This window comes from Streptomyces sp. NPDC056128, assembly GCF_042263835.1.
In the GTDB taxonomy this organism is placed as follows: Bacteria; Actinomycetota; Actinomycetes; order Streptomycetales; family Streptomycetaceae; genus Streptomyces.
Map to the genome: position 1 here is coordinate 40,299 of NZ_JBHJVQ010000015.1, position 24,812 is coordinate 65,110.

Sequence of the window (24,812 nt, forward strand, 5' to 3'; positions counted from 1 at the left end):
CCCACAACGGAATCACGGTCCGTGATCCCGTCCCCGGCCGTTGATCTGGCCATGCTGAGAATGGCTACGATCGTGGCCCACGTGAGGCGCGAGCCTTTGTGTCCGCCGGTTCGGATGGTGTGAGCGGTGCAGATGCTTCAAGTGCAGCTGGAGGTCCGGCCCGACCCCTCGGAAGTGGGACGTGCCCGGCGGTGGGCGCGCTCACGGCTCGCCGGGTCGGCGATACGGGCCGACGAGTCACTCGCCGAGACGCTGGTCCTGCTCGTCTCCGAGCTGGTCACCAACGCCGTGGTGCACACGGGCCGTTCGGCCGTGCTGCGGCTGGTGCTGCCGGAGGCCGCGCCCGGGGAGCCGGGGGAGCCGGGCAAACCCGAGGAGACCACCGTCCGTCTCGAGGTGGACGACGCCAGCGACCTTGCCCCGGTGCCCCGTTGTGTGGACGACGAGGCGACGGGCGGCCGGGGCCTCGCCCTCGTCGACGGGCTCGCCGACCGCTGGGGCTGGAGCCGGGAGGGCACCGGCAAGCGCATCTGGTGCGAACTGGACCGCTGCGCCGAACGCGAGGAGGCCGCACCGGCGTGCGGGAGCGGCGGCGGCGCGGTGGCGTACGAGGGGTACGAGGGGTACGCCTACGAGGTCGTGTAGCCGCCGGCGGTGACGCGGCAGTGCGCCGGGCGTGCTTCCGTGCGCGGCCCCGACGAACGTGGGCGCAAGGGATGAAACGGCCCTTGCTGGTTGACGGATCGTGACCGTTTCCTCACGCTTGTAGACAACGATTCGCCGCGAGGGGACGACGAGGGCCCGGTGACGGGGCCCTCGGCGAGTGTGGGTCGTGATTCGGCGGCGGTTCCCCCGGGGGCGACGGGAGCCGGGCGGGAGCGCCGGAGTCGGGTGGTGGCGCGCGATGCCGTGCTCGGGGCGACAGCGCCGCGCCGCCGGCCGACACATCTCCGTACCCCCCTCCCGCGGGCGCCGCTCATTCTCCACAGGCTGTGGACAACTCCGTCCGGAAGGTCCTCCGGTACCCGGTCGGCGTGACCCCCAGTGCCGCCTGGAGGTGCTGCCGCATCGACTGGGCCGTGCCGAACCCCGAGTCCCGGGCCACCTGGTCGACGGAGAGGGTGCTGGACTCCAGCAGGTGCCGGGCCCGTTCCACCCGCTGCCGGGTGAGCCACTGGCCCGGACTGACGCCGACCTCCTCGCGGAAGCGGCGCGTGAAGGTGCGTACCGACATCGACTCCTGGGCGGCCATGTCCCGCAGTTGGATCGGCTCGCCGAGGCGGCCGAGCGCCCAGGCGCGGGCTCCGGTCGTGGAGGACTGCTGCGGATCGGGCACCGGCCGCTCGATGTACTGCGCCTGCCCGCCGTCCCGGTGCGGCGGTACGACGGTGCGGCGGGCCACCTCGTTGGCGACCGCCGTGCCGTGGTCCCGGCGCACGATGTGCACGCACAGGTCGATGCCGGCCGCGACCCCGGCCGAGGTCAGCACGTCGCCGTCGTCGACGAACAGCACGTCGGCGTCCACCCTGATCTGCGGGAACAGCCGCTGGAAGTGCTCGGCGGAGGACCAGTGCGTGGTCGCCGGACGGCCGTCCAGATACCCGGCGGCGGCCAGCACGAACCCGCCCGTGCAGATCGCGACGAGCCGGGTGCCGGGCCGGATCAGCTCCAGCGCGGCGGCCAGTTCACCGGTCAGCACCCCGTCGTCGTAGACCGGGCCCAGTTCGTAGGAGGCGGGGACGACGACGGTGTCGGCGGTGGCCAGCGCCTCGGGGCCGTTCTCGACCAGGATCGCGAAGTCGGCGTCCGTCTCGACCGGGCCCGGCGGCCGGACCGAGCAGGTCACCACCTCGTACAGCGGGCGCTTCCGCTCGTCGCGGGCGAGGCCGAAGATGCGCTGCGCGATGCCCAGCTCGAACGGGAGCAGGCCGTCCAGGGCCAGGACGACGACACGGTGCGGGCGGGGCGGGCTGTCGGGCGTCATGGCCCGATCCTAGCGAACACTGACCTTCGGGCCACTCGTTCGGACGGTACCGCTGCCCGAAGCTCAATGACGTGACCCAGACAACCGACGCCGCCGCAGCACCCGTACACCGGCCGAAGCCCGCCGGGCCGCGCCGCCGCCCGCGCATCCACCGTGCCTGGTGGGTCGCCGCGGTCACGTTCGTGACGATCATCGGTGCCGCCGCCTTCCGTTCCCTCCCCGGCATCCTCATCGACCCGCTGCACGAGGACTTCGGCTGGTCGCGCGGCACGATCGGCGCCGCCGTCTCCGTCAACCTCGCGCTCTACGGGCTCACCGCGCCCTTCGCCGCCGCGCTCATGGACCGCTTCGGCATCCGGCGGGTGGTCGCCGTCGCCCTCGCCGTGATCGCGCTGGGCTCCGGGCTGACGGTGTGGATGGACTCCGCCTGGCAGCTCATCCTCTGCTGGGGCCTGCTGGTCGGTCTCGGCTCCGGCTCCATGGCCCTGGCCTTCGCCGCCACCGTCACCAACCGCTGGTTCACCGAGCGGCGCGGCCTGGTCACCGGCGTCCTCACCGCCGCCTCCGCCTCCGGACAGCTGATCTTCCTGCCGCTGCTGTCCTGGATCGTCGAGACGTACGACTGGCGCCCGGCGGCCGTCACCGTCGCCCTCGCCGCGCTCGCCGTCATCCCCTTCGTCTGGCTCCTCCTGCACGACCACCCGGCCGACGTCGGGCAGAAGCCGTACGGCGCCGAGGAGTTCGTACCCAAGCCGCCGCCCGTCCGCGGGGCCGCGCGCCGTGCGCTCACCGTCCTCTTCTCCGCCGTCCGCACCGGCCCCTTCTGGCTCCTCGCCGGGACCTTCGCGATCTGCGGCGCCTCCACCAACGGCCTGATCCAGACCCACTTCGTGCCCGCCGCGCACGACCACGGCATGCCGCTGACGGCCGCCGCCTCGCTGCTCGCGGTCATCGGCGTGTTCGACGTGGCCGGCACGATCGCCTCCGGCTGGTTCACCGACCGCTTCGAACCGCGCCGTCTGCTCGCCGTGTACTACGCCCTGCGCGGCGTCTCCCTCCTCTTCCTCCCGATCCTGCTGGCGCCCACCGTCCACCCCCCGATGATCTTCTTCATCGTCTTCTACGGCCTCGACTGGGTCGCCACCGTCCCGCCCACCCTCGCCCTGTGCCGCGAGCACTACGGCGAGGACAGCGCGATCGTCTTCGGCTGGGTGCTGGCCTCCCACCAGGTGGGCGCCGCCCTCGTCGCCTTCCTCGGCGGCGTGGCCCGCGACACCTTCGGCTCCTACGACGTGGTCTGGTACGCCTCGGGCGCGCTGTGCGCGGCGGCGGCCCTGATGGCGCTGGTGATCCGGCGCCGGCCGACCGCGGTGGCATCGGGGGTCTGAGCGGGTCGTAGGGTGCGGGCATGGGGTGGGGGAGAACGGGGAAGGCCGGCGAACGCCGGCCGGCCCGGCCGAACGAGGAGTGGAACCGGGCGATCGCGCTGTGCGCGGGGCAGGTGCCACTGGTGTGGCTGGCGTGGTGGTTCGCCACGCAGGCGGGCCGGGACGACTACGACTACGGGGGCGGCGGCTACCTGGGCATCTGCTGCGTGCCGCTGATCCTGCCGTTCGTCGGCCTCCTCCACGCGGCCGTACAGATCGCACCCGCCGCGGCCCTGGCCCGCCTGCGGCCCCGCACCTCTCCGGGCCCCGAGTGGGCCTGGCACCTGGCCGGGTCCGTACTGATCGGCGCCGGCTGGTCGGCGCTGGGGCTCCTGCTGTGGGGATGGCCGGTCACCGACACCCTCCCGTGGTTCGCCGGGGTCGGTGTCCTGCCGGTGCTGGTCCTCCACTCCCTGCGCGGACGACCGTGGGGAGGAGGGGGCGTCTGGCTCCGATCCGCGGGCGCGAGCTTCGTCCTCTTCGTGGTGTGCGGAGTGGCGGCCGCCTCCTTGGCCGACGACTACGAACCCCCTCAGCTGTCCGCCGCGCGGCTCGCCGGGGAGTGGCGGGGCGAGGACGGGGACGTGTTGCGGCTGGCGCCGGGCGGCCGGGCCGAGTTGACCCGCGTACCGGCCCACAACGACGTCGACGAGGAGGGGGACTTCTCCCTGTGCGACGGGACCGGCACGTGGACGTTCGAACAGGACAGCCAGTTGCAGGACAGCGATCGCGACGGCGTCCTCGTGCGCCCCGACGGCGAGTGCGGCCAGGAGACGTACTGGACGATCGGCGGCACCGAGCGGAGCCCCGAACTGTTCGTCCTGTTCGGCGACCCGGACGCCGGTGACCTGCGCATCCTCAGCAGGGACTAGCCGGGCAGGCGGGACACCCGCACCGCCTCGCGCTTCGTGACCGCCTTGGCGATCCGCTCCGCGTCGATCGCCAGCTCGCGGAGCATGCCGCTGATGGGGTTGGTGAAGCCGGTGAAGTACAGGCCGGGGGCGTCGGGCGGGGTGCTGCCGCCGCGCGCGACCGGTCTGCCGCGGCCGTCGAGGACGCCGAGGTCCCCGACCAGCCCCTCCAGGCCCCGCCGATACCCCGTGGCGGCGATCACCGCGTCCGGGGCGAGGCGGGTGCCGTCGGCCAGGAGGATCTTGCCGTCCTCGAAGCCGTCCACCGCGGCGACGACCTCCACCCGGCCGCCGCGCACCGCGTCGATCAGACCCACGTCCTGCACCGGGATGGCACCCTCGGCCACCCGGCTGTAGAGCCCGGTGCCGGGACGCGGCAGCCCCTGCGCCGACAGGTCGGGCACGCTGATCCGGGCCAGCGGCCGGGCCAGCCGGTCCACCAGCGCGACCGGCAGCCGCCGGCACAGGACGCCGGTGTACTGGGCCGCCCACCCGGCGGTCGAGCGGCGGACGATGTGCGGCGCCGTGCGCACGGCGAGCCGGACCCGGGCGGCGCCGCCCTCCACCAGGTCCACGGCGATCTCGGCACCGGTGTTGCCGACGCCGACGACCAGGACGTCCCGGCCCGCGTACGGGGCCGCGTCGCGGTACTCGGCGGCGTGCCGGAACTCTCCGGTGTACGTGTCCCGGCCGGGCCAGTCCGGCACGCGCGGGGTGTGGTTGAACCCGGTGGCGACCACGACCGCGGACCCGGTCAGCTCGCGTCCCCCGGAGGCGTGCAGCAGCCAGCCGCCGCCGGACGCGCGCTCGACGCGGAAGACCTCCACGCCGGTGACGATCTCCAGCTGGTGGTACTCGACGTACTTCTCCAGATACCGCACCACGTCGTCCCGGGACACCCACCGCCCGAACCGGCGCGGCATCGCGAGGCCGGGCAGCGCGGACAGCCGCCGCGTGGTGTGCAGCCGCAGCCGGTCGTAGTGGCGCCGCCACGAGTCGCCGACGTGGTCGGCGCGCTCCAGGACCACCGCCCGCAGGCCGCGGGCGCGCAGCGCCTGGGCGACGGCGAGGCCGCCGGGACCCGCGCCTATGACGTACACGGGGCGGTCCGCGGGGTGTGCGGGCTGCGGTTCAGCGGACGCTGTGGAGTCGGCCATGCGGCGAGCGTAATCGCGCTCCGGGTTGATGGGTCTCGGTCAAGACCGGAATCGGTTGCGGATCGGTCACGACCGGCGCGGGTCCGCTTCAATGGCCGGATGGCCCACACACGTACGCACGCCCTCGACCCCTCCCCGACCGAACCCCGCGGACACGGTCTGCGCCTGCGCTCCTGGGACCCCGGCTCGGACGCCGACGCGGAGGCGTGGCTGCGCGGCTGCCTGGACCCCGAGTTCCAGCGCTGGAACACCCCGCTCAAGCTGTGGACCGACCTCGCGGGGGCCCGCGAGTCGCTGCGCGGCCGGGCTCGGGACGAGGCCGACGGCAGATCGGTGTCCTTCCGCGTCACGGACGCGGAGAGCGGGGCGACGCTGGGGCACATGGGCGTCAACGAGATCAGCCGGCCGATGAAGGTGGCCCGGGTCGGCTACTGGGTGCTCCCCGAGGCCCGCGGCCGGGGCGTCGCCGGCCGCGCCCTGCTGCTCGCCTCGCGCTGGGCCTTCGCGGAACTCGGCCTGCACCGCCTGGAACTGGGCCACGCGGTCGGCCACGACGCCTCCTGCCGCATCGCGGAGAAGTGCGGCTACCCCGGCGAGGGCACGCTGCGCGAGGCCATGTTCCAGACCGGCCGCCACGACCGCTTCCGCGACGTACACCTCCACGCCCGCCTCGCCACGGACACGGAACCGTCGGCACCGCCGTCACGCTGACGAGCGCCGGACGCGCCGGACCGCGCGCCGCCCCCGTGGGACCGGTACCCGGGGCGTGCCCGTGGAGGGCTTTGGCATCTTGTGCCCGGGCACCCGGGGCGGCCGGGCGTCTCGTGCCAGGGGAGGCTCGGGTGTTCCGCGCCCGCAGCCGCCGGGGCGCCTTGCGCCCATGGAGCCCCGGCGCCCCGTGCCGGTGGCGCCCCGTGCCTGCGGCCGGTCCGGTGTTCCGTGCCTACGGCCGGTCCGGCGTTCCGTGCCTACGGCCGGTCCGGCGTCCCGTGCCTATTGCCGCCCCGGCGTCCCGTGCCCACGGCCCGCCCGGCGCCCGCCGCTCACGGCCACAGCAGCCGCTGCTGCCAGCCGGCTTCGTTCTCCGTCCGCCGGTAGGCGAGGCGGACGTGGCGTCTGTGGGGCTCGCCCTGGAAGAACTCCACCTCGTGCGGGCGAAGGCGGTACAGGGTCCAGGTCGGGGCGGGTGCCGTCGGTTCGCGGGCGGCGCGCTGCCAGGCCGCCTCCGAGGCGCGGGTCAGTTCGTCCGGCGAGTCCAGCTCCGCGCTCTGCCTGCCGGTGAGGGCCGCGGCCAGCGCGCCCGTCGACCGCGCGTGCAGGTCGGCCATCGCCTCCTCGGCCGGAGCCGCGGCGACCGGGCCGCGCACCCGCACCTGGCGGCCCAGCACCGGCCAGTAGAAGGCGAGCGCGGCATACGGGCGCCCGGCCAGCTGGCGGCCCTTGCGGCTGTCGGCGTGCGTGGCGAAGGACCAGCCGCCCGCGTCCGCGCCGTGCAGCATCACGATGCGTACGTCGGGCAGCCCGTCGGCGTCGGCCGTCGCCAGCGACACGGTGTGCGGCTCGGTCTGGCCGGCGGCCACCGCCTCCGCGAACCAGCGCGTGAACAGGTCCACCGGGTCGCCGGGGGCGCCGGAGGGGTCGAAGGGCGGCAGCTCGGTGACCGCGGGGTCCCACACCCGCAGCGACCTCAGCAGCTCGTGGACGCTCTTCACACCGAGCCGAGGTCGGAGGAGACCCAGCGCTCGGGCCGCATCCGCACGATGACCTGCTCGCCGTGGTTCGCCGTGGCGAAGGCGACGTACCCGTCGACCTTCTCGGCGGGGAGGTAGCGGGCGGAGAGCTCCCGCAGCTTCTCCTCGGTGGCGGGGACCGTGTCGACGACCGGGCCCTCCACGGAGACGTACCGGATGGTGGGCTCCAGCCGGTCGACCATCAGCGAGAACCGGCCCGCGGCGCGGATCCGCTGGTTCTTGCGGCTGTCGAGCCCGGTCATGATCCACACGTCGCCGCCGGGTTCGTACTGGTACCAGATCGGCACGGTCAGCGGAGCGCGGCCGGCTTCCGCGTCGACCGCGAGCGCGGCGATGTGCGGTTCGGCCAGGAACTTCTCACGCTCTTCGCGGGTCAGGGCCATCGTGGTCTCCTCCAGCGGGTACGGGCGTCGGTGCTGAGCACAACACCGGCCGGGTGCAAGGCTGTTCCCCGATCCTGGCCGTCGCGGGGCCGAACTTCGAGGCGTGTTTCGTCGTGTCGGTGCGGCCGGGGGGGCGCGGGACACGGTCGCCGAGTTCGGGCGGGCGGTCGGCGGGCGGGGCTGGTGAGGTGGTGCCGGAGGCGCGGCGAAGTGGTGGAGCGGTAGAGCGGTGGAGCGATACAGCGGTGGGGCGGTGGAGCTGACGGGCGTGGTGCCTGGCGTACGGCCCGGCGTACTACTTCGTGGGCTTCTTGCCGGTGACGCCCAGGTACATCAACAGGGCCAGATTCGGCTTGAGTTCCGCCTGCTTGACGCCCCAGGAGGAGAAACCCTTCTGGTGGGAGGCGACGGCCGCGAGCATCACGACCAGGGAACCCGCGATCGCCGCCGGGTTCACGTCCTTGTCGACCTTGCCCTTGGCCTGGAGGTCGGCGACGGAGTCCGCGAGGGAGGAGTTCACCGAGTTGAGGATCTTCATACGGATCTTGGAGAAACGTTTATCCCCTTCGGCCGCACCGAGATCGACCACGCGGAGAATCGCGTCGTTCTTCCGCCAGAACTCCATGAAACCGTCGACGAGTTCCTGCGCCGTGTGCCAGCCGGCCTTGCCGACCCACGAACGGCCCGCCGTCAGCCCGGCCAGCGACGCGCTCTCGGCGGCCATGGTCTCGGCGATCTCCAGCACGGCGCCCTCGACGTCCGGGAAGTACTGGTAGAAGGTCGCGGGCGAGGTGCCGGCCTTGCGGGCGACATCGATGACTTTGACATCGCGATAGGGGGAGGAGCTGAGCATTTCGCTGAGGCAGTCGAGCAGTTTCTGCCGGGTCGCCTGCCCACGTCGACCGGCCACGCGGCCGTCGACGGTACGCACTTGTCCTGTCATGCCGTCAGCTTACCGACGGGCGATCCGAGCGCGATTCGGCCGACTGCAAATGGGGTGCGAGGGCCCGAGAGGCCCTTTGGGCCGGGAGATGCTGGTGCGCCGGTCTGCGCGGCGCGGGCGACGCGGCTACGTTGACGGCATGGCTGAAAACGGGGCATCCGAGAAGAGGGCGACCGCCCGTCCGTCCGACCGCCCGGAGGGCACGCCCTGCTGGGTGGAGGCACAGCTCTCCGACGTCGAGGCGGGCAGACGCTTCTACGGCGAGCTGTTCGGCTGGACCTTCGAGGAGATGACGGAGTCCCTGCGGGCGTCCCTGGACGGTGAGCCGGTCGCCGGTCTTGTCCGCAAGACGGACGGGCGGATGCCCACCGTGTGGACCGTGTACTTCCACACCCCGGACGCCCGCGCGCTCGCCCAACGGATCCGGGCGGCCGGGGGTCAGGTCGTCACCCCGCCCCACGAGGTCGGCGACCTGGGGACCAGCGCCCTCGCCGCCGATCCCGAGGGCGCCGTCTTCGCGCTCTGGGAGCCGGACGGCCACCCCGGCTTCGGGCGCCGGCACGAGCCCGGCACCTTCGCCTGGGCCGAGCTGTACGCCCGCGACACCGACGCCGCGAACGCCTTCTACGGCGACCTGTTCCGCGACGCCCTCTTCGGCCCGGACGCCGACCCCGACTTCGGCCGCGCCCCGGTCTCCGGCGTCTTCCCCGCCGAGATGCCGCCGCACTTCCTCGTCCACTTCCTGGTCCGGGACGTCGAGGCCGCCCTCGGGACGGTGGCCCGGCTCGGCGGCCGGGTGCGGGTCCCGCCCTTCGAGACGTCGTACGGGAGGGCGGCGGTGGTCTCGGACGGCCAGGGGGCGTCGTTCGCGCTGCTCCAGCGCTGAACCGGCGCCGGGCAGCGGAGTCCAGGCGCCCGGGATATGACGAGACACCCCGATTGTCCCCAGGTTCGCCACCAGCGCCTCGGACAGGAAGAATCAGGGTGCGTGGCGCCACGCAGGTGCGGTGGTGAGACGCTGCACTTCGGTCGCGTACATAAGTGGGTGGCGCGGCCCGTACGGGGAGGTGGCAGGCAAGTGGTGGATCAGCTGATGCAGCACGATCCGCGGCGGATCGGGCCGTTCGAGGTGCTGGGCCGGCTCGGGGCCGGCGGCATGGGGCTGGTCTTTCTCGCGCGCTCGGCGTCCGGGCGGCGCGTGGCGATCAAGACGGTGCGCACGGAACTGGCGGAGGACCAGCTGTTCCGCGTCCGCTTCACGCGCGAGGTGGAGGCGGCCCGCGCGGTCTCGGGCTTCTACACGGCGGCCGTGGTCGACGCCGACCCGCGCGCCGCGGTGCCGTGGCTGGCCACGGCGTACGTCCCCGCGCCCTCCCTCGAGGAGATAGTGAACGAGTGCGGGCCGCTCCCGGCCCAGGCGGTGCGCTGGCTGGCGGCGGGCGTCGCGGAGGCGCTCCAGTCGATCCACGGCGCGGGCCTGGTCCACCGCGACCTCAAGCCCTCCAACGTCCTCGTCGTCGAGGACGGCCCCCGCGTGATCGACTTCGGCATCGCGTCCGGCGTCTCGAACACCCGTCTGACCATGACGAACGTCGCCGTCGGCACCCCCGCCTACATGTCCCCGGAGCAGGCGAAGGACTCCCGCAGCGTCACCGGCGCCAGCGACGTGTTCTCGCTCGGCTCGATGCTGGTCTTCGCCGCCACCGGGCACCCGCCCTTCCACGGGGCCAACCCGGTCGAGACCGTCTTCATGCTGCTGCGCGAGGGCCCCGACCTCGAAGGACTCCCGGACGAGCTGCGTCCGCTCATCGAGTCCTGTATGCAGATGGAGGCCACCGGCCGCCCCAACCCCGCCGACCTCCAGGCCCAGCTCGCCCCGCACCTCTTCGGCTCCGGCTCCGACGACAGCGGTACGGCGTCGGCGTGGCTGCCCGAGCGTGCGGTCAGCCTGATCGAGGGCCGCCGGGGTGGCCGCCCCGCCGTCAGGCCCGCCCCCTCCGGCGGACGCGGCCCGGGCCCGTCCGGCGCCCGCCCGGCCGTACCGGCGCCCCAGCTGCCGCCGCCGCCCGCACACGACCCCGTCGTACCGGCGCCGCCCTCGCGCGGACCGTCCGTCCCCGCGCCCGTCGGCGCGCCCGACGCCGGACCGGTCCGGCTGGCCGGCGGGGCGGTGCCCATCGGGCCCGGCCCGCGCGTCGCCGACATGCGCGCCGCCGCCGTCGCGGCACCCCCGCCGGAGTCCGCCCTCACCGCCTCCTGGTCCCGGGTGCGCCCCGGCGTCAACGGCGCCGACCCGGCGCTGCCCGCCGCCCCGCCCGCGCCCACCGCGCCGCCCGAGGCGTCACCGGCCGGCTGGCGCCCCTGGCGCTTCCGCATGTCCAACGACGTCTGGGGCACCCCCCGCGTCGCCGAGGACCTCGTCTACGTCACCTCCTTCGAGGTGCACGCCCTGGACGTGGCCACCGGACGCCGCCGCTTCAAGACCCGGGACGTCGCCTGGTCGATGGCGGTCGCGGACGGCCGTATCCACGCCTCCGACGGCCCGACCCTGTTCGCCCTCGACGCCCGCGAGGGCGGCGACCTCTGGCGCGTCCAGACCGACGCCTGGGTGTACTCCCTCCAGGCCGAGCGCGGCACCGTCGTCACCGCCACCCGCGGCGGCGGCGTCCAGGGGTGGGAGACCTCCGGCGGCCAGAAGCTCTGGGAGATCACCGGCGCCCAGACCGACTTCGAGTCCCCGGAGGCCGGCGCCGCCCTCCACGACGGCACGGTGTACGTCTGGCAGGACGCCCGGCTGCGCGCCCTGGACGCGCGCACCGGCGACGAGAGATGGTCGTACCCCATCGGCGACGCGGCCTCCTGCGGCGGCGTCCCCGTCCGCGTCACCCAGGCACCCGACGGATACGTCTACGTCGCGGCCGGCACCCGGGTCCTCGCCCTGGAGGTCGCCTCCGGCCACGTCCGCTGGCACTTCGAGGCGCCCGCGGTCTTCCTCGCCCCGCCCGCCTTCGTACCCGGCCCCGCGGTGACCGGCGGCGGCGTCTACCTCGCCGACTACCTCGGCACGGTGTACGCCCTCGACGCCACCGACGGCCGCGACCGCTGGCGCATCGCGACGGAGGCCCGCTCCTCGACCGACCCGGTCCTGGTCGCCGCGGGCCACGTCCACGTGGGCAGCGGCAAGGGCCTCTACACCCTGGACGCGGTCACCGGCACTCCCAAGTGGCGCTTCCAGGCGGGCGGCGACATCGTGGGCGCCCCCGCGGTCGCCGAGGGCCGCATCCACTTCGGCTCCACGGACCACCTGCTGTACACGCTCAAGGCCGACGACGGCCGCCTCCGCTGGAAGCTCGCGACCGGCGGCGAGATCACCGGCTCCCCGGTCGTCCGCGACGGCATCGTCTACGCCTGCAGCAAGGACCGCTGCGTGTACGCCCTCGACGCGGAGAAGGGCACGGGGACGGCCCGGACCACCTGAGCCCGGGGCACTGGTCCGCTCAGGCCGGCTTGCGCCAGACGGAGACGTGCTTGTCGGAGTCCTGGGTGAACGGCGACCCGTCCCAGTCCGCGACGCGGCGCTCCAGCTCCAGGCCGGCCAGCCGGGCCATCAGGTCCAGCTCGGCCGGCCAGGCGTACCGGTGCCGGGAGTTGTCGCGGCGGTACTGGCCGGCGTCGTCGCGGGTGAAGTGGTTCGAGACGAGGATCTGCTCGACCAGGTCGAAGGTGTCGATACCGAGGTGCCGGTCGGACACGTCGAACGGCACCGCGACCTGACCGGGCGGCAGGCGCCGCAGCGGCGGCACGCCCAGCTCGATGACGAACCGGCCGCCGGGGCGCAGATGGCGTGCGGCGTTGCGGAAGCACTCGACCTGCTCGTCCTGGGTGAGCAGGTTCGTGATCGTGTTGTAGACGAGGTAGACCAGGGCGAACTCGCCGGGGACGACGGTCTTCGCCATGTCCCCGATGGTCACCGGGAGGGTGTCCTCGTCGGTCTTGCGCCGCAGTACGGCGGCCATGTGCTCGGACAGTTCGATGCCCGTGACCGGTACGCCGCGTTCCCTGAGCGGGACGCCCACGCGGCCGGTTCCGATGGCGAATTCGAGGGCCCGGCCGTCTCCGGCGAGCCCGGCGAGAAAGTCGAGAGTCGGTCCGAGGACGGCGGCCGAGGAGTTCTCGGCCTCCTCGGCGTCGTAGCGGTCGGCGGTCGCACGGGTCCACAGCTCACTGCTCGTCACGGGCGGCCACTCTGCCGGGTCGCGGCGCGCCCTGTCGACGCATTTACGACCACGACCGCGGCGGCTCCCCTCCGCGCCGCCGCGGCCGATCCCCCCGTGCGGGAAGAAGGTCTACTTGCCGTCCCGGTCCAGGGCGGGCGGGGTGGGCATGTTGTTGTCCATCGTCTTGATGGCGTCCTTGGCCGGCGGCGCGGGCATGTTGTTGTCCTGCGTGGTGACGGTCTCGTCCGAGGCCGGCGGCGCGGGCATGTTGTTGTCCTGCGGAGTGGCGACCGCTTCTTCCTTCTTGTCGCTCATGTGCTTGCTCCTCTGCGAAGTTGAACGAGTGAGGAAAGCCCGTCCGGTAGCTCCCCCGAGGGCCACCGGACGGGCGTTCGGAGCCGCACACTAACCCGTCGGCTCGCTGGTCACCCGTCTGCCCCCCGACGCGACGGCGTGACAGGAACGAGCGTGACGGAGGGCGATAAACGAATGCTGAACGGCCCTGTTACCCGCCTCAGGCCGCTGTCGCGGGCTTCAGCAGCGCTCGTACGGCGTCTGCCTCCGGAGAACCGTTGGCCTCGTAGAGGTTGAGCGCCTCGCGCCAGCACGCCTTTCCCCGGTCCACCTCTCCGAGACCGCTCAGGGAATGCCCCAGGAGTTTCAGAACGTTGCCGCGCATCTGGTCACCGCCGATGCAGCCAAGGGCCAGGGCCTGTTCGGCGTGCTGCGCGGCCGGACCGGGGCGGTGGGCCGACAGGTGGGTCTCGGCGATCCTGAAGTGGGTGGTGCCCGCCCACAGCCGCTGCCTGTGGTCCACGAAGATGGTCAGGGCCTGCGAGAACTGCGCGAGAGCGTCGATGTGACGGCCGGCTGTCACGAAGGCGACGCCCAGGGCGTAATGACCGTTGGCCAGACGCATCGTGCTGCCGACCTGGACGTGCACGGCAAGGCCGTTCTGCGCGAACTCGATGGCCTTGGAGGTGTTGCCCATCCCCATGTAGGCACGCGAGAGATTGCACAGGGCGGTCGCCTCGCACAGGCCATTACCGGCGGCCCGGAATCCCTTGATGGCTTGGTCGAAGAACACCTTGCCGTCGGAGTACCGGTGTTGATGCAGGGCGGTGAGACCGCAGTCCTGCGCGGCCCAGCTCGCGGCCGTGGGGTCCGCCGCGGCAGTTGCCCGCTCCATGGCGAGACGCGCCTCTTCCGAGGCCTGCTGGATGCGGCCGGACACCAGCAGGAACCCGGTGAGCGCGATGCGTGCCCTGCCCTCCGCGCGGGTGTCACCCACCGCCTGCGTCGCTTCGCGCATGGCCACGGCCGTCGCCTCGTACTGCCGGGAGTTGGCCCCCGACTCCGCCAGATCCCGCGCGGCCCACAGGAGATCGACGGCACGGCGCAGCCTCTCCGTCCCGGCGGCCTGGCGTACACACGCCAGCAAGGCAGACGACTCCGTGTACAGCCAGTCCAACGCCGCCGGACCGTCGGCGAAGCGAAGGCCGGGATACTTGGTCACCTCCAAGTGGTCCACCAGCCGGTCCCCGGGCCGCTCGATCGCGTAGACGCCCGCCGCGGTCGCCAGATAGAAGTCCAGCAACCGCGACAACGCCGCCCCCCGCTCGCTCGGCGGATGCTCGTCCCGTTCCGCGCAGGCACGCGCGTAGAGGCGGACCAGGTCGTGGAAGCGGTAGCGGCCCGGGGCCGCCGATTCCAGGAGGGACGTGTCGACCAGGGACTCCAGGAGGTCCTCCGTGTCCTCCACGGGTAGGTCAAGGACCGCCGCCGCGGCCGCCAGGGAGATGTCCGGGCCGTCGGCCAGGCCGAGGAGGCGGAAGGCGCGGGCCTGGGCGCGCTCCAGCTGGCCGTAGCCCAGCTCGAAGGTGGCCTTGACGGCCAGGTCACCGGCCTGGAGTTCGTCCAGCCGGCGACGCTCGTCCGCCAGCTTCGCCGCGAGGACCGAGACCGTCCAGGTGCGGCGGGCCGCGAGCCGGGACGCCGCGATGCGGATCGCCAGCGGCAGGAAGCCGCACGCGCCGACCACGTCCAGCGCCGCCTCCCGCTCCGAGGCCACCCGCTCCTCGCCGACGATCTTCGTGAAGAGGGCCAGCGCCTCCTCCGGGGACATCACGTCCAGGTCGACCAGCTGCGCCCCGGCGAGATCCACCATCCGCACCCGCGCCGTCACCAGCGCCGCGCAGCCCTCCGTGCCGGGCAGCAGGGGCCGTACCTGCGCGGCGTCACGGGCGTTGTCGAGGAGGACGAGGACGCGGCGCCCGTCCAGGACGGAGCGGTAGAGGGCGGCGCGCTCCTCCAGGGAGTCCGGGATGGCCGAGTCGGCCGTACCGAGGGCGCGGAGGAACGAGCCCAGCACCGTCTCCGGCTCCGCCGCCCGCGCGCCCGCGCCCTGGAGGTCGACGTACAGCTGCCCGTCCGGGAAGGCGGCCCGCGCCTGGTGGGCGACGTGCACGGCGAGGGTGGTCTTGCCGACTCCGCCGATGCCCGCCAGCGCGGAGACCGCCATGACGCGGCCGGAGTTCCCGCTTCCGTCCCCGGACGCGGAGGACAGTACGTCGCTCAGCTCGCGCACGAAGGAGGCCCGCCCTGTGAAGTCGACCACGGTGGCCGGGAGTTGTGCCGGACGCACGGGGGACGGGATGGTCTCCGCGGCCGGTGCCGAGGGTTCGGCGAGGCCCGGGTCGGCCTGGAGGATGCGCTGCTGGAGCTCCTGGAGGCCGGGGCGGGGGTCGACGCCGAGTTCGTCGGCGAGTAGACGCCGGGTGTCCGCGTAGACCGCGAGGGCCTCCGCCTGGCGACCGCTGCGGTACAGGGCCAGCATCAGCAGCTCGCGCAGGCGTTCCCGCAGGGGGTGCTCCGCCGTGAGCGCCGTCAGCTCCGAGACCGCCTCCGCGTGGCAGCCCTGCTCCAGGTCCATGTCCAGGCAGGTCTCGAGGAGTTGCAGCCGCCACTCCTCCAGCCGGACGCGCTGCGCCTCCGCGTAGGGGCCCGGAACGCCCGCCAGCACCTCGCCGTCCCACAGCGCCAGCGCGCGGCGCAGGGCGTCACGGGCGTGGCACAGGTCCCCCGCGGTCCGCGCCTTCTCGGCGCCGGTGGCCAGGTCCTGGGCCGCCGCGAGGTCCAGCGCGCCGTCGGCGAGACCCCGCACGGCGTACCCGCCGGACTCGCTGACCAGGACCCCGGGGTCCAGGATCTTCCGCAGCCGGGACGCGTACGTCCGCACCGCCGCCAGCGCCTGCGACGGCGGTTCCTCGCCCCACAGGGCGTCGATCAGCTCGCCCGCCGTCGCCGTGCGGCCCTCGCGGAGCAGCAGCGCGGCCAGCAGCGCGCGCTGCTGCGGGGAGCCGGTGGCCAGCGCCCCCTCGCCCCGCCAGGCCCGCACCGGTCCGAGCACGCCGAACCGGAGCGCGGCCGACCCGTCCGGTTCCGCCGGGATTCCAGGACGCCGCTGCTCCGGAACCCGCGGTCCACCGTCCATGCCGTCGTCCCCCTAGACATCCTGAGCAACCAGGCCAGTTTGCCTTGTTCATGCCGACCACGTCAGCCGTGGGAGACGCCGATCACAAGGTTCTCACCTGCTCCCTTACCCCTCCCCCTCCAGCTCCACCCGCACCGTCAGCAGCCCCGTCCCCACCCCCATCGCCCGTACCGCCAGGCTGTTGAGGCGGGGGAGGCGGCGCAGGCGGGCGAGTGGGTCGTCGTCGGGGAGGAGGTGGGCCGTTCCCTGGTGCCAGCGGCCGCGGATGCGTACCCGGACGCGCGGGTCGGCGCGGATGTTGCGGACGTACTGGGACCGTTCGCCGAATTCCGAGACCAGCCAGAAGTCGTCGCCGACCCGGCGTCCGCCGACCGGTGTGCGGCGGGGGAGGCCGGAGACGCGGCCGGTGGTCTCGAGGAGGGTCTGGCCGGGCAGTCTGCGTACGACGGTGTTGAGGCGGCGCTGGAAGGCCGTGACGGCCCGGTACTTCTTCTCGGCCTTGGGCGGCCTCTCGGCGTTGGACGACATCGACATCGTTCGTTCACGCTCCCGTCTCTTGTGTCTCCATGTTCCCGGAAAACCTCAGAGGGGACGGGCGGGGCGGGCGTGGCGGACGGACGGGTGGTGCGGGTGTGCGGGTGGTGACGTGGAATCTGTGGTGGCGGTTCGGGGCATGGGCCGAACGGCAGAAGGCGATCCTCGCCGTGCTGCGGGAGCTGCGGCCCGATGTCGTCGGGCTTCAGGAGGTGTGGGCCGCCGACGACGGGGAGAACCTCGCCGGGTGGCTGGCGCGGGAACTCGGCCTGCACTGGGCCTGGGCGCCCTCGCCCGCGCCCGAGCGGTGGCAGCGGCGGATCGGGGACTGCTCGGTCGGCATCGGCACCGCGGTGCTCAGCCGCTGGCCTGTCCTGGAGCGCGCGGTGCTGCGGCTGCCGGCCCCCGACGAGGTCGACGACGGGCGGCTGGCGTTCCACGTCCGGCTGGACGCGCCCGGTCACCAGGTGCCCTTCTGCACCGTCCACCTCAACTCGGGTGCCGGCGCGTCCGAGGCGCGGCGCGCACAGGTCGCGGCCCTCGTGGACTTCGTCGCCGCGCACCGGCACGGCACCGGCTTCCCGGCCGTCGTCACCGGCGACTTCAACGCCCGCCCCGAGTCCCCGGAGGTGCGCCCGCTGCGGGCGGCGCGGCTCCACGACGCCTGGCAGCACGCCGGGCCCGGCCTGCCGTCCGGCACCTGGGGCCCGGGGGATCCCGACGGGCCGGGCGGGCTGAGCGCGCGGATCGACCACGTGTACGTGGGCCCGCCCGGACCCGGCGGTCTCGGCCGGGTCCGGTCGGTACGGCGGGCCGGCGACCGCCCCGTCGACGGCGTCCGTCCCTCCGACCACGCGGCGGTCGTCGCCGACCTCGACGACGGAGGAGGGGCTACCTTCCCAGGAACGCCGGGTTGGTGAAGGCGGCCGGCGCCCCTGGCCGCGGGCGCGCGGCTCCGTGGTCGTCGTCGGTCTCGACGACCACGCGGCGCGGTCACCGTCCCAGGAAGACCGGGTTGGTGAAGGCCGCCAGCGCCCCCGGCAGGGGGCCCAGCGCCGCCTCGTGCCGTACCTCGGCCCGTACGTACGCCGCGTACGAGGCGGTCGTCCGCCACTCCACGACGCCCGCACCGGACACCGGCAGCGGGGCGCTGGTGAACAGCACCCCCTGGTCGGTGACGAGGCGCACCGTGCAGCGCGGGGCGCCGGTCACCTCCAGGCGGACGGTGACCGGGGTGTCGCGGTCCACGCGCAGCCGCTCACCGATCCCGGCGTGCTCGCCCCGGCCGCCGGACGCGGTGAAGGCCAGCGACAGCCGCGACGACTCGGCGACGTAGGACCGGCCGGACTTGATGCCCTCCTGGATCGCCTCCCGCGTCAGGTCGTCGGCGAGGACGACGGTCTGCGGGCGGCCGACGACGTCGGGGGAGCGGTGGGAGTCGCTGCTGCCCATCGCGGGGATCCAGCTCCGCCCGCCGTCTCGCACCGAGGCGACCAGCATGCCGTCCCAGTCGGCCAACGCCACCTCGTCGTCGGGCGTGTAGGCGCCGTTCCACACCTCGACCGCGTCGGCCTCGCCGAAGCCGAACTTCCAGTTGCAGCCGATGCAGGTGGCGTGCGGGTGGGCCGGGACGACCAGGCCGCCCGCGCGGCGGATCTGCCGGGCGAAACGGCCGAAGCGGTTGTCCCGGGCCCGGTAGCGCCAGTCGACGAAGGTGCCGGGGTCGGTGCCGAGCGCGACGACGTGCCCGTTGCGGGTCGTCACCTCCTCGCCGAGCAGGATCAGCAGGTCGTCCCCGGCGAGGTCCGCCCAGTGCGCGTGTGCCGAGTGGGTGTTGTGCTCGGAGGAGTTGATGAAGTCCAGGCCCGCCGCCCGGGCCAGCGCCGCGATCTCGGCGAGGGTGTAGCGGCCGTCGGAGTACTCGGAGTGCAGGTGGCAGTCCCCCCGGTACCAGGCGCGGCCGCGTCCCCGGGCCCGCTCGGGCGGGTACACCGGACGCGGGGTCTCGTCCTGCTCGCCGTACGTCAGCGTGATCGTGATCTCGTACGACAGGCCCTGCGGGGCGACCGTGTACGGGCCGAGGGCGACGTGCCAGGTGCCCGGCCGGATCCGCCCCGGGAGGTACCCGGGTGTCGCGTCGTCCGCCCGGACGAAGAACTCCGTGCGCGCCCCGCCCGACCAGCCCCGGAAGCCCCGGCCGCCCAGTTCGGTGCCGCGCTCGTCGAAGAGGCCGATGTCGAGGGCGTTGCCCTGGGTGCCGGCCGGGACGGTGGGGCGGTCGTAGGTGTAGGCGACGTGTATCTCGCGCACCCCGGCCGGGACTTCGACCGGGACGTACACGAAGTCGGGCGAGCCGGTGGGCAGGGTGCCGCGCACCGTTCGCTTCCGCTGTTCCCGCGGTGCCGCTGAGGCGAAGCTCACGCTTCCCAACGTAAGCGCGGCGGCGGCTCCCGTCACGAACACCGCGCGTCTGCCGATCCCGGCGTGGTCGTCCTCGCACATGCTGCTGCTCCCTGTGTCGTCACGGTCATGACATCGGTGGTGCAGGGGTGGTGCGTTGCAACCCTCGTATTGAGCCGTGAACTCCCGGGCAAGGAAAGGGGTTCGGGGCATTGAGGGCAGGGAACCGCGCGGTGGGTCGGCAGGACGGGGAAACCCGCCCTGATCACGGCGCTCGTATGCTCGAAGGATGACGACTTCCGCGACCTCCGGAACCGGACCCGCCGACCCGGCCGGCCCCACCGAGAACTCCCTGCGTCGCGCCCTCAAACGCGCCCGGGACGGCGTCGCCCTGGACGTGTCCGAGGCCGCCGTGCTGCTCCAGGCGCGCGGCGAGCACCTCGATGCCCTCACCGCGTCCGCCGCCCGGGTCCGGGACGCGGGCCTGGAGGCGGCCGGGCGGCCCGGCGTCATCACGTACTCGAAGAGCGTCTTCGTCCCGCTGACCCGGCTGTGCCGGGACAAGTGCCACTACTGCACCTTCGTGACCGTCCCCGGCAAGCTGCGCCGGGCGGGGCACGGGATGTTCATGTCGCCGGACGAGGTGCTCGACATCGCGCGCAAGGGCGCCGCCCTCGGCTGCAAGGAAGCCCTCATCACCCTGGGCGACAAGCCCGAGGACCGCTGGCCGGAGGCCCGGGAGTGGCTCGACGCGCACGGGTACGACGACACGATCGCGTACGTCCGCGCCATCTCGATCCGCATCCTGGAGGAGACGGGCCTGCTCCCGCACCTCAACCCCGGCGTGATGTCCTGGACGGACTTCCAGCGGCTCAAGCCGGTGGCGCCGTCCATGGGCATGATGCTGGAGACGACGGCGACGCGGCTGTGGTCCGAGCCCGGCGGCCCGCACTACGGCTCCCCGGACAAGGAGCCGGCCGTGCGGCTGCGCGTCCTGGAGGACGCCGGCCGCTCCTCGGTCCCCTTCACCTCCGGCCTCCTCATCGGCATCGGCGAGACCTACGAGGAGCGCGCGGAGTCGCTGTTCGCGCTGCGCAAGGTATCCCGCGCCTACCACGGCATCCAGGAACTGATCATCCAGAACTTCCGCGCCAAGCCCGACACGGCGATGCGCGGCATGCCGGACGCGGAGCTGGACGAGCTGGTCGCCACGGTGGCCGTGGCCCGGCACATCATGGGTCCGTCGGCCTGTCTGCAGGCGCCCCCCAACCTGGTGGACGCCGAGTACGAGCGGCTGATCGGCGCCGGCATCGACGACTGGGGCGGGGTCTCCCCGCTCACCATCGACCACGTCAACCCCGAGCGCCCCTGGCCGCAGATCGACGAACTCGCCGAGAAATCCCGCACGGCAGGCTTCGAACTGCGCGAACGCCTCTGCGTCTACCCGGAGTTCGTGCAGCGCGGCGAGCCCTGGCTGGACCCGCGGCTGCGCCCGCACGTGGCGGCCCTCGCCGACCCGGCGACCGGCCTGGCGCTCCCGGACGCGCCGGTCGTGGGGCGTCCGTGGCAGGAGCCGGACGAGGCGTTCACCGCGTCCGGCCGTACCGACCTGCACACCGCCATCGACACCGAGGGCCGTACGTCGGACCGCCGCGACGACTTCGACGAGGTGTACGGCGACTGGGGCGCCCTGCGCGAGGCCGCCGCGCCCGGCATGGTCCCCGAGCGCATCGACACCGACGTGCGCGCCGCGCTCGCCACGGCGGCCGACGACCCGACGCGGCTGACGGACGCCGAGGCGCTGGCCCTGCTGCACGCCGACGGTCCGGCGCTGGACGCCCTGTGCAAGGTGGCCGACGACGTACGCAAGTCCGTGACGGGCGACGACGTCACGTACATCGTCACGCGGAACATCAACTTCACCAACGTCTGCTACACCGGCTGCCGTTTCTGCGCCTTCGCCCAGCGCCGCACCGACGCCGACGCCTACACGCTCTCCCTGGACCAGGTCGCCGACCGCGCCGAGCAGGCGTGGGACGTGGGCGCGGTCGAGGTCTGCATGCAGGGCGGCATCCACCCGGACCTGCCGGGCACGGCGTACTTCGACATCGCGAGGGCGGTGAAGGCCCGGGTCCCCGGCATGCACGTGCACGCCTTCTCGCCGATGGAGGTCGTCAACGGCGCGACGCGCACCGGCATGTCGATCCGCGAGTGGCTGAGCGCGGCCAAGGAGGCGGGCCTGGACTCGATCCCGGGCACGGCGGCGGAGATCCTGGACGACGAGGTCCGCTGGATCCTGACCAAGGGCAAGCTGCCGACGGCCACCTGGATCGAGGTGATCGAGACGGCGCACGAACTGGGCCTGCGCTCCTCCTCGACCATGATGTACGGCCACGTCGACCAGCCCCGCCACTGGCTGGGCCACCTGCGCACGCTGGCCGGCATCCAGCAGCGCACGGGCGGCTTCACGGAGTTCGTGACGCTCCCCTTCATCCACACCAACGCGCCGGTGTACCTGGCGGGCATCGCGCGGCCCGGCCCGACGGTCCGCGACAACCGCGCGGTGACGGCGATGGCCCGCCTCCTCCTCCACCCGCACATCCCCAACATCCAGACAAGCTGGGTCAAATTGGGCGCGGAGGGTGCGGCGGAGATGCTCCGCTCCGGCGCGAACGACCTCGGCGGCACCCTCATGGAGGAGACGATCTCGCGCATGGCGGGCTCCTCCTACGGGTCGTACAAGTCGGTCAAGGACCTGATCGCGGTCGCGGACGCGGCGGGCCGCCCGGCGAAACCCCGGACCACGCTGTACGGGCCGGTGCCGGAGGAGCGGCAGCGGGCGGCGCGGGACTCGGACGGGCACCTGCCGGAGCTGCTGCCGGTGCTGGACTGAGGCGCGGGCGGGCGGGGGCCCGGCGGGCGCGCAGTACGATGATCTGGCCCCAGGTGTGCCGGGGTCCCGTAGATGATCGCTGAGGAGATGCGTGCCCGTGCCTGCCCGACTTCCCTCTTGGGCGTGGGTCTCCGGTCTGACCGTGGGCGCGATCGCGGGGGTCACCTTCCTGGCCGTGCAGGCGGACCAGGGCCCCCATCCCACCGCCGCGGCGACCAAACCGACCCCCACGGCGTCCGCGGGCAAGGACCCGTCGCCGAAGGAGACCGCGCCGGCCCGGGTGCCGGACGGCTCCGGCACCGGGCGACGGGTCGTGTACTCGCTCGACCAGAAGCGGGTCTGGCTGGTCGACGCCAGCGACGCCACCCGGCGGACGTTCACGGTGTGGCCCGGCACGGTCGACCCCGACCCGGGCACCTACACCGTCAGCAGCCGCGCCGAGGGCGCCACGACCGGCTCCGACGGGGTGCAGATCGAGCAGATCGTCTACTTCGCCCAGGAGGACGGCGTCTCGGTCGCCTTCTCCAACGCCGTCGACGGCTCCTCACCGCCCCCGCCCGCCTCCGGCACGAAGACGGGCGGCATACGGCTCCACAAGACCGACGGCACGGCCGTCTGGGGCTTCGCTACGACCGGCACGAAGGTCACGGTCGTCGGCTAGCCTCGCCCCCGCCGAACGGCAGGTGGGCGACGATCAGCACGAGTCCGCTCATCAGGAGCACCCGCAGCGCCGCGTCCAGCCCGTTCCAGTCCGCCGACTGCCACATGGCGAACCACTCCCCGCCGATCGCCATGAACCCGACGCCGAAGAGCAGCACGAGCATCAGCGTGCCGTACGTGGTCATGCGCCGCGCGCTGCCCTCGTCCCGGCGTATCCACAGCCAGGTCGCGTAGATCAGCACGAGCGCGGCGACCGTCTCCCAGGCGATGATCGCGACGTAGACGGTGTCCTGAACACCCGTACTCGTGATCGCCCGCCACATGAGGTCGTCGTCCTTGAACGTCGTGTCCATCGCGAGAACGTGCCGCACGAACTGCTGATTGCTGTCGAAGTCGGTGATGTTCCCGAGCGCCACGAGAGCGATGTAGAGGGCGAGGAACGCGGTTAACACGGTGGCTGCGAGAGGGAGGGTGCGCGAGCTGGTGGTCATCATGACGCTGATCTTCCCAACGCGGCCCGCTCCGTCAACTCCCCGCCGCGAACCCCACGAACTCGGACCACGAGGCGCCCGTGAACGCGAGCCGGATGCCGTCCCGGTTCTTGGAGTCGCGGACGTGGATGGTGGTGGCGGCGGGGGCTATGGCGACCTCGACGCAATCGGGCTCGTCGCTGCCGCTGTAGCTGCTCTTGAACCACTTCAGCGCGGAGGTCATTCGTGTTCTCCCCATACCTTTTCGATGAAGTCCCGCGACTCGCGGGGTGAGAGCGCCTGTGCCCGGATCCTTCCATAGCGCATCTCCAAGGTCAGCACGTCCTTTGGGTCGCTGACCACTCGGCTGTGCAATTGGGCCGCCGTGTACCCGACCGTGCCGCCGTTCCGGAGCTTCAGCACTCGGAAGGAACCGCTAAGGCCCGTGTGGTCTTCCCGGTCTGTCGGCATCACCTGGATCTCGACGTGCCGCAACGTGCTGATGTCCAGCAGATGTTCGAGCTGTCGACGCAGTACCGGCCTGCCGCCCACCGGCCGACGCAGCGCCACCTCCTCCTGCACGAAGGTGATCATCGGCCTCGGTACGCGGTCGAACACCGCCTTGCGTGCTATGCGGGCGGCGACGTGACGCTCGATCTCGTCCTCTGTGTAGGCAGGTTGCTGGGTCTCGTACAGGGCCTGTGCGTATTCCGGCGTTTGTAGGAGCCCGTGAATCTGGAGGCTGGCGTACGCACCCAGCTCGACCGCCTCGTCCTCCAGCCTGGCAAGGTCCCGCACCTTCTTCGGGTAGCGGGCCTTCTCCACGTCCTCCTTCATGGTCGCGAGCTTGCCGCCCGCGCCCAGGACCTCGTCGGCCTTGTCCAGGAAGTCCGGCTTGGGGATGCGCCGCCCGCGCTCGACGGACGAGACCAGGTCCTCGCCGTACCCGATCGCGGCGCCCAGCTCCGTCTGAGTCATCCCGGCCGCCTCGCGCCACATCTTGATCTGCCGCCCGACCGTCTTGAGTACGGCCGCGGACTCCTCGTCCTCCATGTCTTCCCCTCCCGACGTACGACCCGTACGACCACGGCGGGCACCCGGGCGGTCACGCTCGGTGCCGAGGTCGTGGCTGTTCAGAGTAGGGACAGGCGAGCACGCTGGGTGACGTGAATCCGAGATTGGCCTACGCGGCGGTCAGGCAGAGTGCTGCCGTGTTCAGGGCCAAGTAGCCCGCCGGGAACGCGATGTTGTGGAAGACCCGGGCGCGGACGTGTGTCGCGACCGCGCCGATGAAGAAGAGGACGAGACCGGTGGCGGCGGCGATGCCCAGTGGGCGTGGGCCCAGGAGGCCGACGAGGAGTCCGGCGGCTCCGGCGAGCTTGAGGCCGGCCAGCCACGGGATCCATGACGCGGGGACCCCCCACCTCGGCCGAGTTGGCGAGGACGAACCGGGCCCGCAGCAGGTCCGCGACGGCGATCCCGGCGTCGGCGACGATCGCGACGACGGTGACGGCCACGTAGGCGGTGAACACAGGTTCTCCTTCCGGTCCAGTCCAGTTCGTTCCCTCTGCTCCTCTGGGGCCAGCCTC

Annotated in this window: 22 protein-coding genes and 1 pseudogene; 9 read left to right on the forward strand and 14 right to left on the reverse strand. The window is 73.1% G+C overall.

The window, feature by feature from the left end; genetic code table 11:
• Positions 1-141: 141 nt before the first annotated feature.
• A complete protein-coding gene (locus ACFC1X_RS25100; RefSeq protein ID WP_376357320.1) occupies positions 142-645 on the forward strand; it encodes an ATP-binding protein in 504 nt (167 codons plus the stop codon).
• A gap of 331 nt (positions 646-976) precedes the next feature.
• On the opposite strand, the gene ACFC1X_RS25105 is transcribed toward ACFC1X_RS25100, so the two are convergent.
• Entirely contained in the window at positions 977-1,984 is a 1,008-nt protein-coding gene (locus ACFC1X_RS25105; RefSeq protein WP_376357163.1) for a GlxA family transcriptional regulator, read from the reverse strand.
• A gap of 71 nt (positions 1,985-2,055) precedes the next feature.
• Here ACFC1X_RS25105 and ACFC1X_RS25110 point away from each other — a divergent pair, with 71 nt between their 5' ends.
• Together ACFC1X_RS25110 and ACFC1X_RS25115 are read left to right on the forward strand one after the other, a co-directional pair.
• Positions 2,056-3,372 (forward strand): MFS transporter, encoded by a 1,317-nt coding sequence (locus ACFC1X_RS25110; protein ID WP_376357165.1) that lies wholly within the window; start codon positions 2,056-2,058, stop codon positions 3,370-3,372.
• A 20-nt stretch (positions 3,373-3,392) separates the two neighbouring features.
• The gene (locus tag ACFC1X_RS25115; protein ID WP_376357167.1) at positions 3,393-4,283 is read left to right on the forward strand and encodes a hypothetical protein; all 891 of its coding nucleotides are present in this window, start codon (positions 3,393-3,395) and stop codon (positions 4,281-4,283) included.
• Here ACFC1X_RS25115 and ACFC1X_RS25120 read toward each other — a convergent pair.
• Positions 4,280-5,479 (reverse strand): flavin-containing monooxygenase, encoded by a 1,200-nt coding sequence (locus ACFC1X_RS25120; protein WP_376357168.1) that lies wholly within the window; start codon positions 5,477-5,479, stop codon positions 4,280-4,282. The genes ACFC1X_RS25115 and ACFC1X_RS25120 overlap by 4 nt on opposite strands.
• Positions 5,480-5,578: 99 nt before the next feature.
• On the opposite strand from ACFC1X_RS25120, the gene ACFC1X_RS25125 reads away from it, so the two are divergent.
• Positions 5,579-6,190: a GNAT family N-acetyltransferase gene (locus ACFC1X_RS25125; RefSeq protein ID WP_376357170.1), complete on the forward strand. Its 612-nt coding sequence runs from the start codon at positions 5,579-5,581 to the stop codon at positions 6,188-6,190.
• 332 nt (positions 6,191-6,522) lie between these two features.
• Here ACFC1X_RS25125 and ACFC1X_RS25130 read toward each other — a convergent pair whose 3' ends face one another.
• From ACFC1X_RS25130 to ACFC1X_RS25140, 3 genes are all read right to left on the reverse strand, one after another.
• Complete coding sequence (locus ACFC1X_RS25130) at positions 6,523-7,191, reverse strand: pyridoxal 5'-phosphate synthase (RefSeq protein ID WP_376357171.1); 669 nt, start codon at positions 7,189-7,191, stop codon at positions 6,523-6,525.
• The gene (locus tag ACFC1X_RS25135; protein WP_376357172.1) at positions 7,188-7,613 is read right to left on the reverse strand and encodes a pyridoxamine 5'-phosphate oxidase family protein; all 426 of its coding nucleotides are present in this window, start codon (positions 7,611-7,613) and stop codon (positions 7,188-7,190) included. The genes ACFC1X_RS25130 and ACFC1X_RS25135 overlap by 4 nt, the downstream gene beginning before the upstream one ends.
• 295 nt (positions 7,614-7,908) lie before the next feature.
• Positions 7,909-8,544, reverse strand: a complete 636-nt coding sequence (locus tag ACFC1X_RS25140; protein WP_376357322.1) for a TetR family transcriptional regulator — start codon at positions 8,542-8,544, stop codon at positions 7,909-7,911.
• 151 nt (positions 8,545-8,695) lie between these two features.
• On the opposite strand from ACFC1X_RS25140, the gene ACFC1X_RS25145 reads away from it, so the two are divergent.
• Both ACFC1X_RS25145 and ACFC1X_RS25150 read left to right on the forward strand, forming a co-directional pair.
• Positions 8,696-9,442 carry a VOC family protein gene (locus tag ACFC1X_RS25145; RefSeq protein WP_376357174.1) on the forward strand — a complete coding sequence of 249 codons (747 nt, stop codon included), beginning with the start codon at positions 8,696-8,698 and terminating at the stop codon, positions 9,440-9,442.
• A 192-nt stretch (positions 9,443-9,634) separates the two neighbouring features.
• Entirely contained in the window at positions 9,635-12,034 is a 2,400-nt protein-coding gene (locus ACFC1X_RS25150; RefSeq protein WP_376357176.1) for a serine/threonine-protein kinase, read from the forward strand.
• Positions 12,035-12,053: 19 nt separating this feature from the next.
• Here the strand turns inward: ACFC1X_RS25150 and ACFC1X_RS25155 are convergent, their stop codons facing one another.
• The 4 genes from ACFC1X_RS25155 to ACFC1X_RS25170 form a co-directional block, all read right to left on the reverse strand.
• Positions 12,054-12,791, reverse strand: coding sequence for a class I SAM-dependent DNA methyltransferase (locus ACFC1X_RS25155; protein ID WP_376357177.1), 738 nt, complete (start codon positions 12,789-12,791; stop codon positions 12,054-12,056).
• A 111-nt stretch (positions 12,792-12,902) separates the two neighbouring features.
• Positions 12,903-13,088, reverse strand: coding sequence for a hypothetical protein (locus ACFC1X_RS25160; RefSeq protein WP_376357179.1), 186 nt, complete (start codon positions 13,086-13,088; stop codon positions 12,903-12,905).
• A 199-nt stretch (positions 13,089-13,287) separates the two neighbouring features.
• Positions 13,288-16,266 (reverse strand): BTAD domain-containing putative transcriptional regulator, encoded by a 2,979-nt coding sequence (locus tag ACFC1X_RS25165; RefSeq protein ID WP_376357181.1) that lies wholly within the window; start codon positions 16,264-16,266, stop codon positions 13,288-13,290.
• Between the two features lie 105 nt (positions 16,267-16,371).
• Entirely contained in the window at positions 16,372-16,794 is a 423-nt protein-coding gene (locus ACFC1X_RS25170) for a nitroreductase/quinone reductase family protein (RefSeq protein ID WP_376357183.1), read from the reverse strand.
• 104 nt (positions 16,795-16,898) lie between these two features.
• Between ACFC1X_RS25170 and ACFC1X_RS25175 the strand changes: the two genes are divergently transcribed.
• Positions 16,899-17,720, forward strand: a complete 822-nt coding sequence (locus tag ACFC1X_RS25175; RefSeq protein ID WP_376357185.1) for an endonuclease/exonuclease/phosphatase family protein — start codon at positions 16,899-16,901, stop codon at positions 17,718-17,720.
• A gap of 73 nt (positions 17,721-17,793) precedes the next feature.
• Here the strand turns inward: ACFC1X_RS25175 and ACFC1X_RS25180 are convergent, their stop codons facing one another.
• The gene (locus tag ACFC1X_RS25180; RefSeq protein WP_376357187.1) at positions 17,794-19,302 is read right to left on the reverse strand and encodes a CehA/McbA family metallohydrolase; all 1,509 of its coding nucleotides are present in this window, start codon (positions 19,300-19,302) and stop codon (positions 17,794-17,796) included.
• A gap of 187 nt (positions 19,303-19,489) precedes the next feature.
• Between ACFC1X_RS25180 and ACFC1X_RS25185 the strand changes: the two genes are divergently transcribed.
• Positions 19,490-22,093, forward strand: coding sequence for a bifunctional FO biosynthesis protein CofGH (locus ACFC1X_RS25185; protein WP_376357189.1), 2,604 nt, complete (start codon positions 19,490-19,492; stop codon positions 22,091-22,093).
• A gap of 97 nt (positions 22,094-22,190) precedes the next feature.
• A complete protein-coding gene (locus ACFC1X_RS25190; RefSeq protein ID WP_376357191.1) occupies positions 22,191-22,754 on the forward strand; it encodes a hypothetical protein in 564 nt (187 codons plus the stop codon).
• On the opposite strand, the gene ACFC1X_RS25195 is transcribed toward ACFC1X_RS25190, so the two are convergent.
• From ACFC1X_RS25195 to ACFC1X_RS25210, 4 genes and pseudogenes are all read right to left on the reverse strand, one after another.
• Entirely contained in the window at positions 22,738-23,247 is a 510-nt protein-coding gene (locus tag ACFC1X_RS25195; RefSeq protein WP_376357193.1) for a DUF2165 domain-containing protein, read from the reverse strand. The two genes, ACFC1X_RS25190 and ACFC1X_RS25195, sit on opposite strands and share 17 nt — an antisense overlap.
• A gap of 31 nt (positions 23,248-23,278) precedes the next feature.
• Complete coding sequence (locus ACFC1X_RS25200) at positions 23,279-23,467, reverse strand: DUF397 domain-containing protein (RefSeq protein WP_376357194.1); 189 nt, start codon at positions 23,465-23,467, stop codon at positions 23,279-23,281.
• A complete protein-coding gene (locus ACFC1X_RS25205; RefSeq protein ID WP_376357196.1) occupies positions 23,464-24,276 on the reverse strand; it encodes a Scr1 family TA system antitoxin-like transcriptional regulator in 813 nt (270 codons plus the stop codon). The genes ACFC1X_RS25200 and ACFC1X_RS25205 overlap by 4 nt, the downstream gene beginning before the upstream one ends.
• Before the next feature lie 130 nt (positions 24,277-24,406).
• Positions 24,407-24,755: pseudogene (locus ACFC1X_RS25210) on the reverse strand (DoxX family protein).
• Positions 24,756-24,812: the final 57 nt, after the last annotated feature.